The sequence below is a fragment of the Pseudomonas sp. SWRI77 genome (assembly GCF_014269105.1).
Classification (GTDB): Bacteria; Pseudomonadota; Gammaproteobacteria; order Pseudomonadales; family Pseudomonadaceae; genus Aquipseudomonas; species Aquipseudomonas capeferrum.
The window spans coordinates 254,164-267,285 of sequence record NZ_JABWRV010000001.1; the positions used below are offsets into that span (position 1 = coordinate 254,164).

Below are 13,122 nucleotides of genomic sequence, written 5' to 3' on the forward strand. Positions count from 1 at the left end.
TTACATTATTTCTTGCCTTTGACCGCCGCCGGCGCCTTGCCCGCCTTCATCTGCTGCAATAACGGCGTGCACTGGTTCGGTTCGTCCCCACTGCTAGGCGCAATCAGTGCCAGCAGCCCCGCCGCGGGGCCCGCAACCACCCCCAAGGCCACCATCCCCGCCCCGCGCAAGGCCAGCGGCACCGCCTGCACACCCGCACTCGGCTTGGCAAACGGCCCGCGTACATACAGCGGCGAACGCAGCGAGAACAGCCGCAGCCCCTTCGACTCCGGGGTCACCTTCAGGTCCAACTGCTCACTGGCAAAATTCGCCGTGCCGTTGATGTAGATGATCGCGTTCTCGGTATCGAAGATGAACAGGCGTGTGCTCGCCAGCCCGTCCTTGATTCCGACATCGGCCGCCGCGCAGTTGATCTGCACGTCCTCGTCACCGAACAACTTGCCAACCACGTAGTTGCCCACGTTGAGGCCGGCAATTTCCATCAGGCTGCGGCTGATCGCACCATCGTTGATCAGCATGCGCAGGTCGCCATTGGCCGTGCCCAGCAGCGCCGCCACCGAGTTGCCGCGGCCGGTGATGTCGGCATCGCCGTTGAGTTCGCCGAAGCTGGTCTGCATCGGCGCGAAGGTGGGGAACAGTTGCTTGAGTTTGAAGCCCCGCGCGGTCAACTGCGCCCGCCCCTGCAACGGTACACTGCGGCCATCGAGGCGGATCCTGGAGGCCAGGTTGCCACCGGCCACGCCAAAGCGCAGCGGCTCCAAGCGCAGCAGGCCGTCTTCGAGGATCACGTGGGCAGACAGGTCGTTGAACGGCAACTGCTCGCTGTGGACGATGCGCTTGCCGGCAAACTCGACGTCGGCGTCCATGGCGCGCCAGCGTTCGGTGCGGAACTCCTCGACCGGCAATACCTTGCCCGTCGGCTGCTTGCTGGCGCCCCCGCGAGCCTTCTGCTCGGCGTTGGAGTCGGCACCGATCAGCGGCGCGAGGTCCTTGAACAGCAGCTGGTTGGAGACCAGCTTGCCGGAGAGCTTGGGCCGCGGCTGGCTGGCCACGAAGGCCAGGTCGCCGTGGATGTCGCTGTCGCCGATCTTGCCGTTGAACCCCTGGTAATTGAAGGTCGCACCTTGCGCGGCATGCAGGTTGGCAGTGAGGTGGCCGTCGGTGGCGTAGGCCGGGGTGTCGGGCAGCGTCACGCCGGTCAGCGGGTAGAGGTTGCCCAGGCTCTTGCCGGACAGGCGCAGGCGCAGGTCCAGGGCGCCCAGGTTACGCGGGTCGGTCAGGGTGCCGGCGAGCACCACGTGGGTGTCGGCGATGCGCACGTCAGCCTGCAACGGGAACGGTTGGCTGGCGTCCTGCAGCGCCAGCAGGCCACCGATCTTGCCGGTGCCGGACACCGGCTGCCCTTTGTAGCGGCCCTGGGCCTTGAGGCCGAAGGCATAGTCCTGGGCGCCCGCCGTTTTCTCGGCCCGCGCCTTGCCGACGATGTCGCTGAAGGGTATCGGCTTGCCCAGCGGGTCAATCTGTACCTTCATGCTGGTCTTCAGGGTCTGGTCATCAAGGCTGACATTGCCTTGGTCAAAACCGATGGCACCGATGTCCAGCTGCCATTTCGAGGGTTCTGCGTTTTCATCCTTGGGGCCGAAGTCGAAGGTCCAGTTGGCACGGCCATCGGCCAGTCGAGTCAGGCTGGCGGTGGGCTTGGTCAGGTTGATGCGGGGGATGACGATCTGCTGGAACACCAGTGGCAGTGGCGCCAGGCGGAACTCGACACGCTCGAGGGCGACCATTTTCGGTTCCTTGAGCCAGTCTGGGTTGCCCAGGGTCAGGTCCTCGGCAATGAAGTGCGGCCACGGCACCCACGCCCGCCAACCGCCTTCTTCGGGCTCGGTACGCCACTGCACCGCAAGGTTGCCATTGATTGCGAAAGGCCGGTGCAGGGCCTCGGAAACCTTCTCGTTGAGCAACGGCTTGACGCGGTTCCAGTCGAAGGTGGCGATTACCACCACCAGTATCGCCAACAGGGTCAACAGGGTGGCAAGGGTCCAGACAAGAATTCTGGCGGGTCGCGTCATTGCGTGATTCTCCTGACGGCATGGCACAAAGCGGGCACCGGTGGCACTCATTAACTCGGACTGATGAAAGCCCGCTGGGTTTTATCGGTGGCGCCATGATAACGAAGTTTTTCCTGGCGCCTTGCTCAGCATTTGGTCTGGGCAACGGCGTTGCGTTACCTGGAAAAGATGAAGGCCAGAAGCCACCAATCATGTTGAAACAACCGTGCTAGAGCCTCCAAAAAGCTCTATCAATGCTGTCGATTGTTACCATTATCCTTATGAACTTTTCTCTGGCGTTACCGGGCGTAGCATTGGCTTCGTACCCACTTTCCAGCCCCCCAGAGGAGCAACCACTCATGAAACGCCACCTGCTGACCCTGACCCTGTCGATCCTTGCTGCCAACGCCTTCGCCCTGCCGGCTGCTGACCAGCACCTGACCGCCGAATCGCGCTCCAGCACCGCTGAAATCGCCCAGCCCCTGAAAACGGTTACCGAAGGTGGTTCGGACCGCCTGATCGAACGCACTGGCCGCGTCGCCGAAGGTGGCTCGGACCGCCTGATCGAACGCACTGGCCGCGTCGCCGAAGGTGGCTCGGACCGCTTGATCGAACGCTCCGGCCGAGTAGCCGAAGGTGGCTCGGATCGCCTGGTTGAACTCAGCCGTGTGAGCTGATCGCCATGGCCGAAAATAACAACCTGCGGCACAATGCCTGCTCACCTCCAAGCCCGGTCCATTGACCGGGCTTCGTTTTATTATCTAGAGTGCCCTGCCTCGACCGACACAGAACCCTGACCCATGCTGCCGCGTGCCGAACAGAAGCTACAGACCCGCCAGGCCTTGCTCGATGCCGCCTGCCAGCTGATGGAGAGTGGCCGTGGTTTCGGCAGCATCAGCCTGCGCGAAGTGGCGAAAACGGCAGGTATCGTACCCACCGGTTTCTACCGGCATTTTCCCGATATGGACGCCCTGGGCCTGGCTCTGGTGGCCGAGGTCGATACCACCTTCCGCCAGACCATCCGCCTGGTGCGCCAGAACGAATTCGAGTTTGGCGGCATCACCGACGCCTCGGTGCGCATCTTCCTCGACGTGGTCGCCGCCCACCGGGCGCAGTTCCTGTTCCTGGCCCGTGAGCAATACGGTGGCTCGCAGGCGGTACGCCAGGCGATTGCCCGCCTGCGCCAGGACATCAGTGACGACCTGGCCACCGACCTTGCGCGCATGAAACGCTGGCAGCACCTGGACGGAGCAGCACTGGCGGTCATGGCCGACCTGGTCGTGAAGACGGTATTTGCCACCCTGCCCGAACTGATCGACAACCCTGATTCAGGTTATCCACAGGCGCTGTCCGCGCAGGAAAAGATCACCCAACAGCTGCGCTTCATCTTCGTCGGCGCGCGGCACTGGCAAGGCCTGGGTAACCCGGGCTGAAGCGCAGTTCTGCTACCATGGCGCACTGCCCGATTGTGACGAGCGCATTCATGTCCGACCCCCGCCCCACTCCGCCCGAACTGGCCCGCTTCACCCAGCACTTTGCCGAGCGTATCGTGCCGCTGTGGCAAGGCCCGGGCTGGAACGTCGAAATGGCCCTGCCCTTCGAGGCCCTCGATGCCCAGCACCGGCCGTTGCCGGTTCAGCGCTATCGAGCGATGGCCTGCGCGCGCCAGCTGTACCTGTTCAGCAGCCGCATCGAGCAGCCAGGCGCGGCAGAGCGGGCAGCGGCGTTGTTCCGCTCGCTGCAGCGGCATTTCCACGATGCCGAGCACGGCGGCTGGTTCTACAGCATCGATGCCGAAGGCAAGCCACTGGACCGGCGCAAAGACCTCTACACCCACGCGTTCATCGTGTTTGCCTGCGCGCATTACTGGGGCAAGGTCCGCGACAGCCTGGTGGAGTCTGCGCTGAACGCTGCCCTGGCAATCGTCAGCACGCAGTTCGCCCGCGACGACGGCCTGTACGAGGCCAGCCTCGCTGAAGACTGGGCCGACCTTGGCAGTGGCCCGCTGCAGAACCCCCAGATGCACTTGGCCGAAGCCTTCCTGCAGGTGCTTGCCGTGCGTGAAGATGCCAGCGTGCAGCAGGCACTGCTGCAGTTGTGCGATGCCCTGCAGGCACAGTTCATCGAACCGCAGCACGGCTTGATGCTGGAAAAACCACGCGACGCTGTGGATAACTGGTTCGAACCAGGGCATCAGTTCGAGTGGTTCTACCTGCTCGACACCTCGCCACTGTTACGCGGCACCCCGCTGCATGGCGCCATTGCCCGGGCGTTCGATTATGCCGAGCAGTGCGGGGTAAAGGATTCGGCGGTCTTAGCAATGCTGGCTGTGGACGGCAAGGTCATCGATGCCACCCAGCGGATCTGGGCCCAGGCGGAGTACCTGCGGGCGCTGGCGTTGCGCTCAGGCAACGAAGCCAAGCTTGCGCAGCAGTTGCAGGCGATGACGCAGCGGTTCCTGCATGACGGCGGCTGGTATGAATGCCGGGACGGCGAAGGCGCTGTCAGCCGGCATGACATGCCTTCGACCACGCCCTATCACTTGGCGACCTGCCTGGCAGGGCTGCAGCGCTTGGAATGACCTGACATTTTTACCAGTTTCGGTTCTCAAGACGCGTTGATAGCGTAAAGGCTCCCCTAAAGAGGAGTTCAGTCATGGGCAACGAAATTCTGAAGGCTCACTTTCAAACTGAAATTGAGGCTACCAGTAAGGACATCGCGGCTTCCAAGCTTGAGAAGAACAAGCTGCTGCATGAGCGAAAGCTTGGTTTGCTTACAAGCCTTTTGAAATATGTCGAGGGGCAGCCGAGTAGAGAAGATGCCATGCTCGCTGATGTCGTCAACGATATGCTGCAAGCCCTGCAACTTCTGAACCCCAACGAGACTTTCCGAGACAACTGAAGGCCTGCGGCAGCATGGGCGTGCCATGGGCACGCCCGGGGATGCTGATCAGCCCTTGGGCGACCGGTCGATCGAGAACCCTGCCCAGTCCTGGCTCACCGGCATCAGCTCCAGGCTGTTGATGTTGATGTGCGCAGGCTGGTTGAGGATCCAGAAGATGGTCTCGGCAATATCCTGCGGCTGGATCGGCTCTGCACCCGCGTAGGTGGCGTCGTACTTGGCCTGGTCGCCACCGAAACGCACCAACGAGAACTCGCTCTCGCACAGCCCCGGCTCGATGTTGCTGACGCGCACGCCAGTGCCGCGCAGGTCGCAGCGCAGGCTCAGGGAAAACTGCCCGACAAACGCCTTGGTGCCGCCATACACGTTGCTGCCCGGGTACGGGTAATTGCCCGCCACCGAACCTACGTTGAGGATCGACGCGCCGCGGCCGTGTGCGATCAACCGAGGCAGCAGCAGGCGCGTGGTGTAGATCAGGCCCTTGATGTTGGTGTCGACCATGGTTTCCCAGTCGTCCAGGCTGCAGTTCTGCGCCGCATCGACGCCCAGCGCCAGGCCTGCGTTGTTGACCAGGCCGCGCAGCTTCTCAAAACCGGGCGGCAGCGTGGCGATGGCCTGTTCCATGGCGTTGCGGTCGCGCACATCCAGGACCAGCCCGTGCACGTCGGTCTTGGCCGACAGTTCGGCACACAGGGCGTCCAGGCGCTCTTTACGCCGGCCAGTGAGGATCAGCTTCCAGCCGGCCTCGGCGAAACGTCGGGCGGTAGCTTCACCGAAACCGGAAGTCGCGCCAGTGATGAATACGGTGGACGTCATGCTCTGTTCCTCGCTGTGGATTAATTTCGGCAGGGGGTTGCAGCATGCCTTCGTGCTACGCAGGCAGCAAGCCATTGAAGCAGCTGATCAAATATTGACCATATCGGCGAAAGCCCCGTTGCAGAGGGCCTGGCGTCATGTATGCGCATGTTATCCACAAGGCTTTCCCCACAGATTGGGGGCAACTTGTCGGGGTAGCGGAACCCTTTCAGCGTTCCAGGGTCGGTGGATATCTTTTTAGTGATGGCGCAAGGCTTTCAACCATGCCGCTTGCAGCGGTATGTCCAAGGGTTTTGCACAGAGTTATACACAGGTGCTCAAAGCGATTACACACAGCTGCATGTGGGTAAAAATCCCTGAAAAATCATCCACAAGGGCAAACCGATCAAAAAACGATCAGAAGCCTGCAGGCCTCGACAGCAAAGGGCTACAGCGAGGTGCACCCATGTTTTCCACAGGCGGCTCCACATTATCCGTGGGTAAAACAAGGCTGTGGAAACAATGGCTTAGGCTGGAGTTGTATGGAGGCATGGGAGCGAGGTGCAGCAAGTTGTCCACATTTACAGCGGGGGCTGCTTTGCAGCCCCCGAATCAACTCAGTGCCCGCCCAGATAGGCGCTACGCACTTCTTCATTCACCAACAACTCTTGCCCCGTCCCGGTCATGCGGATTTCTCCGTTGACCATCACATACGCCCGGTCCGACAGCTTCAGGGCATGGTTGGCGTTCTGCTCCACCAGGAAAATGGTCATGCCGGTCTTGGCCAGCTCACGCAAGGTGGCGAAGATCTGCTTGACCACAATCGGCGCCAGCCCCAGCGACGGCTCATCGAGCAGCAGCAACTTCGGCCGGCTCATCAGCGCACGGGCGATGGCGAGCATCTGCTGCTCGCCCCCCGACATGGTCATCGCCCGCTGGGTACGCCGCTCCTTCAACCGCGGGAACAGTTCGTACATGCGCTCCATGTCCTCCTTGGCATATTTGTCGCCAATCGGGATGGTGCCCATCATCAGGTTTTCTTCGACGGTCATGTCGGGGAACACCCGCCGCCCTTCCGGCGACTGGGCAATGCCGTTGGAGGCGATGTAGTGCGACGACTTGCGGGTGATGTCGGTGCCGCGGTACACGATGTGCCCCGACGCGGCGCGCGGCTGGCCGAAAATCGACATCAGCAGGGTCGACTTGCCGGCACCGTTGGCGCCGATCAGGCTCACCGTCTCGCCCTCGTTGATGTGCATCGATACCTTCTTCAGCGCCTGGATCGGCCCGTAGAACACATCCAGGTCCTTGAGCTCGAGAATGGGTGCACTCATACCAGTTCCTCTTCGTCTGCACCCAGGTAGGCGGCAATCACCGTCGGGTTGTTGCGGATTTCCTGTGGCGCGCCTTCGGCGATCACGTTGCCATGGTCGAGCACGACGATGTGGTCGGAGATACTCATGACCATGCCCATGTCGTGTTCGATCAGCACCACGGTGATGTCGTGCTCGTCGCGCAGCACGCGGATCATGCCACTCAGGGCCTCGGTTTCCTGCGGGTTGAGGCCGGCAGCCGGTTCGTCCAGGCAGATGATCTTCGGCCGCGTGCACATGGCCCGGGCAATTTCCAGGCGCCGCTGCTGGCCGTACGACAACTCACCGGCCAGGCGGTTGGCGCAATCGACCAGATCGACCACCTCCAGCCAGTAGAACGCATGGTCCAGGGCATCGCTCTCGGCCTTGCGGTAGGCCTTGGTGTTGAGCACCCCGGCCAGCAGGTTACGGTTGACCCACATGTGCTGGGCCACCAGCAGGTTTTCCACCACCGACATTTCCTTGAACAAGCGAATGTTCTGAAAAGTCCGGGCAAGGCCTGCCCGGTTCACCAGGTGGGTGCCGCCGAACATTTTGTAGTACAGGCGGTTGGCAAAGCGTGCGGGCGATACGAAGTCGGCCGCCTGGAAGCGCTCGCCGAGCAACTGGATGACGTTGGTTTGGCTGCCGCGCACGTTCAGTTCGATGCGCCCGCCGCTGGCCTTGTAGAAGCCTGTGAGGCAGTTGAACACCGTGGTCTTGCCGGCACCATTGGGGCCGATCAGGGCAAAGATCTGATTGCGCCGGACCTTGAGGCTGACATCGCTGAGCGCCTTGATGCCGCCAAACTGCATCATCAGGTTGTCGACCGAAAGAATGATTTCGTCGCTCATGGCGCCACTCCTTTACGCGGAACCACACCGGTACGGCTGATGCGGATCAGCCCACGCGGTCGCCAGATCATCATCAGCACCATCAGCACGCCGAACAGCAGCACGCGGTACTCGGAGAAGCTGCGCAGCAGCTCCGGGGCCACAGTCAGCACGAACGCTGCGATCACTACGCCCACCGTCGAACCCATACCGCCCAGTACCACGATGGCAAGGATCAGCGCCGACTCGAAGAAGGTGAACGACGACGGGTTGACGAAGCCCTGGTACGTGGCGAAAAACACACCAGCAATGCCCGCAGTAGATGCCCCGAGGGTGAAGGCCGAGAGCTTGACCAGCACGTGATTCAGGCCCATCGAGCGGCAGGCGATCTCGTCTTCACGCAGCGCTTCCCAGGCGCGACCGACTGGCATACGGGTCAACCGGTGCTTGATGTACAGCACCGCCAGCACCACCAGGAACAATACGGCGTAGATGAACACGAACTTGAGGTTGGCGTTGTAATCGAAGCCGAAGAACTCGTGGATCGGCACCCCGCCGTCCTTGGCTCGACGGCCGAACTCCAGGCCGAAGAAGGTTGGCGACGGCGCCGGCATGCCGTTCGGCCCGCCGGTGAACGACAACCAGTTGTTCAATACCAGACGGATGATCTCGCCAAAGCCCAGGGTCACGATCGCCAGGTAGTCACCGTGCATGCGCAACACCGGGAAGCCGAGTATGCACCCTGCCAGCGCTGCGGCGATGGCCGCCAGCGGCAGCACGCTCCAGAAGCCCAGGCCCAGGTACTGGTAGCCCAACGCCAGGCCATAAGCGCCAATGGCATAGAACGCCACGTACCCCAGGTCGAGCAGGCCGGCCAGGCCGACCACGATGTTCAGCCCTAGGCCCAGCAATACGTAGATCAGGCCGAGGATGACCACGGTCAGCAGGTACTTGTTGGCAAAGATCGGGAAGACGATGGCGATCACGATCAGCGCCGGGATGATGTAGCGCAGGCGTGACTTGTAGTTCGGCGCGTTCACATGCACGCCCGAGCCACCACTGTCGAAGCCTTGCAGCATGCGCCGTCCAGCGCCGCTCTGCAGGTACAGGCTGAGCAGGAAGCGCCCGACCATTACACCACCGACCAGCCACGCCACGCGGCGGGGTTCGGCATTGAAGGTGTAGCCGTCGAGCACCACGCCGACGACCGGGCCAAAGACAATGAGCGCCAGCAGGCCGGCGACGAAGGTCTCCAGCAGGCTGCGTTTGAGGTCGAAACCGTTGGTTTCGGAAACAGGGGCAGTTTTGGCAGTGGACATGTTCACACCTTAGCCACGAGCGGGCGACCCAGCAGGCCTTGGGGACGGAAGATGAGGATCAGCACCAGCAGCGAGAAGCTGAACACGTCCTTGTAGTCGGAGTTGATCAGGCCAGAGAACAGCGACTCGGAAATGCCCAGGATGATGCCGCCAAGCATGGCCCCCGGGAGCGAGCCGATGCCGCCCAGTACCGCCGCCGTGAACGCCTTGATGCCGATGATGAAGCCGGCGTAGAAGTCGAAGGTGCCGTAGTTCATGGTGATCAGCACGCCCGCCAGGGCGGCCATCACCGCACCGATGACGAACACGTAGGAAATCACCCGGTCGGTGTTGATGCCCAGGATCGAGGCCATCTTGCGGTCTTGCTGCGTGGCGCGGCACATGCGGCCGAGCTTGGTGAACTTGATCACGTAGGTGAGCAGGCCCATGCCTACGAACGCGGCAATCAGGATGAAGATCTTGGTGTAGGTCAGTTGCACGAAGCCGGTGCCGACTTCGATGCGCATGGCGCCTTCCAGCAGGGTCGGCACGCCTTGCTGGCGAGCGCCCTGGCTGATCTGAGCGTAGTTCTGCAGGATCAGCGAAATACCGATGGCACTGATCAGCGGTGCCAGGCGGGTGGAGTTGCGCAGGGGCTTGTAAGCGATGCGTTCGATGGTAAAGCCATAAACGCCCGTGACGACGACGGTGAACAACAGCGTGCCCAGCATGAGCAGCGGGAACGACTCGACGCCGAAATAGGCCAGCAATGCCAGGCTGATTGCCGCGAGGTACGCGGAAATCATATACACCTCGCCGTGCGCGAAGTTGATCATGCCGATAATGCCATAGACCATTGTGTAGCCGATGGCGATCAGGCCATAGACCGACCCGAGGGTCAGGCCGTTGACCAGTTGCTGCAGGAAAATACCATCCATAACGCAATCTCACCTGAGTGAGACTGCACAAGTACCGACCACGGCAGGTCCCGGATGAAGCGGCCCTCGCAGCGCAGAACTGTGCAGATCTCCGAATAAAGACAGGTACCGCAGGGGCATTGGCCCGGGCGCGTGCCCGGGCTGGCTGCCGTTATTATTTTTGTTTTTCCAGCTGGTGGTACTTGCCGTCCTTGTTCCACTGGTAGACCACGTAGTCGGACACAGTCAGGTCGCCCTTGCTGTCCCACTTTTTATCGCCCATGACGGTCTTGACCGTGTTGGCCTTGAGCCATGTGGCAGCGTCTTCGCCCTTGTTCGATTTGGCACCATTGAACGCGGCGGCCAGCGCTTGAAGCGAGGCATAGGCGTACAGGGTGTAACCTTCAGGCTCGGTACCGTTCTTGCGGAACTCTTCCACGACGGCTTTGCTGTCGGGCAGCAGACGTGGGTCGGCGCCGAAGGTCATGTACACGCCGTCGACATTTGGGGCGCCGCCTGCGGTGGTTACCAGTTCGTCGGTGACGATGCCGTCATCGGACATGAACCTGACGTCCTTCAGGCCCTGCTCGCGCATTTGACGTACCAGTGGCCCGGCCTCCGGGTGCAGGCCGCCGAAATAGACCACATCGGCACCGGTAGAGCGAATCTTGGTCACCAACGCGCTGAAGTCTTTCTCGCCACGGGTCAGGCCTTCGTACAGCACAGGCTTGACGCCGCGCTTCTCCAACTGCGCCTTGGTCGCATCGGCCAGGCCCTGACCATAGGTGTCCTTGTCGTGCACGACGGCAACCTTCTTGCCCTTGAGCACATCGACGATATAGTCACCGGCCACGATGCCCTGCTGGTCGTCACGGCCACACATGCGGAACATGGCGTTCAGGCCGCGCTCGGTCACTTGCGGGTTGGTCGAGCCCGGGGTAATGGCGATGATGCCCGCTTCGTCATACACCTCGGACGCCGGGATGGTGTTCGAAGAGCAGAAGTGGCCCACCACGCCGATCACCTTGTCCTGATCGGCCAGGCGGTTGGCCACGGCCACGGCCTGCTTCGGTTCGCAAGCATCATCACCCGCCACCAAGACGATCTTCTCACCGTTGATGCCACCGGCTTTGTTGATCACGTCGGCTGCCGCCTGGGCACCTTTCATGTACTGCTCGCCAAACGCTGCGTTGGCACCGGTCATCGGGCCCGCGACACCGATCTTGACGTCGGCCTGAACATACGAAGAAACACCCAGTGCCGTAGCTACGGCCAGAGCCAGGAAACCTTTCTTGTAAAACGTCTGCGACATGAGGTGGTGCTCCTAGAGTTTTTTTTGGTTGGCACTACAACTTCTCAACCCTGTGCTCTGAGCAAGGGCCGTGCCATTGGTTTTGTCTTCCGGGAAAACACACTGTGAAGGTCGCCAGCAGGCGACCGACGGCCTTTTCTTTATTGAGCGTGCAACCGTCTGCCCTGCGGCAGGCGCCACCACACGTACAGACAAGTAGCAACCGTCGAGTGCCATCATTGCAACCCTGGCAAGTGTTTACGTGCAACCGCCCTGTAACAGCGGACGTCACCGAAGTGCACACCGCTGGTGCGCGACTGCTACAGGCAGCACCGTTTGAAGGCTAGCTGGTGCACGGAAAAACACCTGTTTTGCCGGTGCTGGCCTCTTCGCGGATAAACCCGCCCCACTGCCAGCCAGTTCATCGCGATACCTGTGGCACAATGGCCGCCATTCGCCGCTTCTGGAGCCACCCTTGATGAGCGAAAGCGCATTCGCCGAGCGCATCGTGCTCAACCTGCTCGACACCGACTTCTACAAACTCACCATGATGCAGGGCGTGCTGCACAACTACCCGGACGCCGACGTGGAATGGGAATTCCGCTGCCGCAACGGCGAAGACCTGCGCCCTTACCTCGGCGAGATCCGCAACCAGCTCGAACGGCTCAGCGAGCTGACCCTGGATGACGGCCAACTGGCCTTCCTCGAACGTATCAGCTTCCTCAAGCCCGACTTCCTGCGCTTTCTGCGGCTGTTCCGCTTCAACTTGCGCTACGTGCGCATCGGCATCGAAAACGATCAGCTGTACCTGCGCCTGCGTGGCCCCTGGCTGCATGTGATCCTCTTCGAAGTGCCCTTGCTGGCCATGATCAGCGAAGTGCGCAACCGCCACCTGCACCCGCACATGCGCCTGGCCGAAGCCCGTGACCAGCTGTACCGCAAGTTCGACTGGCTGCGTGCGCATGCCAGCGAAGATGAGCTGGCCGACCTGCAGGTGGCCGACTTCGGCACCCGTCGGCGCTTCTCCAGCCGCGTGCAGGAAGAGGTGGTACGGGTACTGCGCGATGACTTCCCGGCCCGCTTCGTCGGCACCAGCAACGTCGACCTGGCATGGAAACTGGATATCAAGCCCCTGGGCACCATGGCCCATGAATGGTTCATGGCCCATCAACAGCTTGGGCCGCGGCTGATCGACAGCCAGATTGCCGCGCTGGACTGCTGGGTGCGCGAGTACCGTGGCCTGCTGGGTATCGCCCTGACCGACTGCATCACCATGGACGCCTTCCTCAACGACTTCGATCTGTACTTCGCCAAGCTGTTCGACGGCCTGCGCCACGATTCGGGCGAGCCGGTGGCCTGGGCGGAAAAGGCCATCGCCCATTACCAGAAGCTGGGCATCGACCCGATGACCAAGACCCTGGTGTTTTCCGACGGCCTGAACCTGACCCGCTCGCTGGAAATCTTCCGCGCCCTGCGCGGGCGCATCAACGTCAGTTTCGGCATCGGCACCAACCTGACCTGCGACATCCCGGGTGTGGCACCGATGAACATCGTGCTTAAAATGACCGACTGCAACGGCTCGCCGGTGGCGAAAATCTCCGACGAGGCGGCCAAGACCCAATGCCGCGACGAAAACTTCGTTGCCTACATGCGCCACGTTTTCAAAATCCCCAGCAAGGAGTAA

12 protein-coding genes are annotated in these 13,122 nt (G+C 61.7%); 5 read left to right on the forward strand and 7 right to left on the reverse strand.

Features of this window, described 5'->3' with window-relative positions; genetic code table 11:
* Positions 1 to 5 precede the first annotated feature (5 nt).
* The gene (locus HU766_RS01185) at positions 6 to 2,072 is read right to left on the reverse strand and encodes an AsmA family protein (RefSeq protein ID WP_186652724.1); all 2,067 of its coding nucleotides are present in this window, start codon (positions 2,070 to 2,072) and stop codon (positions 6 to 8) included.
* 338 nt (positions 2,073 to 2,410) lie between these two features.
* Between HU766_RS01185 and HU766_RS01190 the strand changes: the two genes are divergently transcribed.
* From HU766_RS01190 to HU766_RS01205, 4 genes are all read left to right on the forward strand, one after another.
* Positions 2,411 to 2,728 carry a hypothetical protein gene (locus tag HU766_RS01190; RefSeq protein WP_186652726.1) on the forward strand — a complete coding sequence of 106 codons (318 nt, stop codon included), beginning with the start codon at positions 2,411 to 2,413 and terminating at the stop codon, positions 2,726 to 2,728.
* 123 nt (positions 2,729 to 2,851) lie between these two features.
* The gene (locus tag HU766_RS01195) at positions 2,852 to 3,484 is read left to right on the forward strand and encodes a TetR family transcriptional regulator (RefSeq protein WP_033701781.1); all 633 of its coding nucleotides are present in this window, start codon (positions 2,852 to 2,854) and stop codon (positions 3,482 to 3,484) included.
* A gap of 50 nt (positions 3,485 to 3,534) precedes the next feature.
* The gene (locus HU766_RS01200) at positions 3,535 to 4,632 is read left to right on the forward strand and encodes an AGE family epimerase/isomerase (protein ID WP_186652727.1); all 1,098 of its coding nucleotides are present in this window, start codon (positions 3,535 to 3,537) and stop codon (positions 4,630 to 4,632) included.
* 74 nt (positions 4,633 to 4,706) lie between these two features.
* Positions 4,707 to 4,952 carry a hypothetical protein gene (locus HU766_RS01205; RefSeq protein WP_186652728.1) on the forward strand — a complete coding sequence of 82 codons (246 nt, stop codon included), beginning with the start codon at positions 4,707 to 4,709 and terminating at the stop codon, positions 4,950 to 4,952.
* A 48-nt stretch (positions 4,953 to 5,000) separates the two neighbouring features.
* Here the strand turns inward: HU766_RS01205 and HU766_RS01210 are convergent, their stop codons facing one another.
* The 6 genes from HU766_RS01210 to HU766_RS01235 form a co-directional block, all read right to left on the reverse strand.
* Positions 5,001 to 5,768, reverse strand: a complete 768-nt coding sequence (locus tag HU766_RS01210) for an SDR family oxidoreductase (RefSeq protein ID WP_095063875.1) — start codon at positions 5,766 to 5,768, stop codon at positions 5,001 to 5,003.
* A 596-nt stretch (positions 5,769 to 6,364) separates the two neighbouring features.
* A complete protein-coding gene (locus HU766_RS01215; protein WP_033701785.1) occupies positions 6,365 to 7,081 on the reverse strand; it encodes an ABC transporter ATP-binding protein in 717 nt (238 codons plus the stop codon).
* The gene (locus HU766_RS01220; protein ID WP_033701787.1) at positions 7,078 to 7,953 is read right to left on the reverse strand and encodes an ATP-binding cassette domain-containing protein; all 876 of its coding nucleotides are present in this window, start codon (positions 7,951 to 7,953) and stop codon (positions 7,078 to 7,080) included. The genes HU766_RS01215 and HU766_RS01220 overlap by 4 nt, the downstream gene beginning before the upstream one ends.
* A complete protein-coding gene (gene livM / locus HU766_RS01225) occupies positions 7,950 to 9,251 on the reverse strand; it encodes a high-affinity branched-chain amino acid ABC transporter permease LivM (protein WP_033701788.1) in 1,302 nt (433 codons plus the stop codon). The genes HU766_RS01220 and livM overlap by 4 nt, the downstream gene beginning before the upstream one ends.
* Before the next feature lie 2 nt (positions 9,252 to 9,253).
* Positions 9,254 to 10,168 carry a branched-chain amino acid ABC transporter permease gene (locus HU766_RS01230; protein WP_033701789.1) on the reverse strand — a complete coding sequence of 305 codons (915 nt, stop codon included), beginning with the start codon at positions 10,166 to 10,168 and terminating at the stop codon, positions 9,254 to 9,256.
* A 154-nt stretch (positions 10,169 to 10,322) separates the two neighbouring features.
* Entirely contained in the window at positions 10,323 to 11,459 is a 1,137-nt protein-coding gene (locus HU766_RS01235; RefSeq protein ID WP_047582328.1) for a branched-chain amino acid ABC transporter substrate-binding protein, read from the reverse strand.
* Positions 11,460 to 11,916: 457 nt separating this feature from the next.
* Between HU766_RS01235 and pncB the strand changes: the two genes are divergently transcribed.
* Positions 11,917 to 13,122: a nicotinate phosphoribosyltransferase gene (gene pncB, locus HU766_RS01240; protein WP_033701793.1), complete on the forward strand. Its 1,206-nt coding sequence runs from the start codon at positions 11,917 to 11,919 to the stop codon at positions 13,120 to 13,122.

Coding starts and splice junctions, on each gene's coding strand:
- HU766_RS01215 (WP_033701785.1), bottom strand. CDS start 7,081: ATGAGTGCACCCATTCTCGAGCTCAAGGACCTGGATGTGTTCTACGGG.
- pncB (WP_033701793.1), top strand. CDS start 11,917: ATGAGCGAAAGCGCATTCGCCGAGCGCATCGTGCTCAACCTGCTCGAC.
- HU766_RS01190 (WP_186652726.1), top strand. CDS start 2,411: ATGAAACGCCACCTGCTGACCCTGACCCTGTCGATCCTTGCTGCCAAC.
- HU766_RS01205 (WP_186652728.1), top strand. CDS start 4,707: ATGGGCAACGAAATTCTGAAGGCTCACTTTCAAACTGAAATTGAGGCT.
- HU766_RS01235 (WP_047582328.1), bottom strand. CDS start 11,459: ATGTCGCAGACGTTTTACAAGAAAGGTTTCCTGGCTCTGGCCGTAGCT.
- HU766_RS01230 (WP_033701789.1), bottom strand. CDS start 10,168: ATGGATGGTATTTTCCTGCAGCAACTGGTCAACGGCCTGACCCTCGGG.
- HU766_RS01185 (WP_186652724.1), bottom strand. CDS start 2,072: ATGACGCGACCCGCCAGAATTCTTGTCTGGACCCTTGCCACCCTGTTG.
- HU766_RS01200 (WP_186652727.1), top strand. CDS start 3,535: ATGTCCGACCCCCGCCCCACTCCGCCCGAACTGGCCCGCTTCACCCAG.
- HU766_RS01220 (WP_033701787.1), bottom strand. CDS start 7,953: ATGAGCGACGAAATCATTCTTTCGGTCGACAACCTGATGATGCAGTTT.
- HU766_RS01210 (WP_095063875.1), bottom strand. CDS start 5,768: ATGACGTCCACCGTATTCATCACTGGCGCGACTTCCGGTTTCGGTGAA.
- HU766_RS01195 (WP_033701781.1), top strand. CDS start 2,852: ATGCTGCCGCGTGCCGAACAGAAGCTACAGACCCGCCAGGCCTTGCTC.
- livM (WP_033701788.1), bottom strand. CDS start 9,251: ATGTCCACTGCCAAAACTGCCCCTGTTTCCGAAACCAACGGTTTCGAC.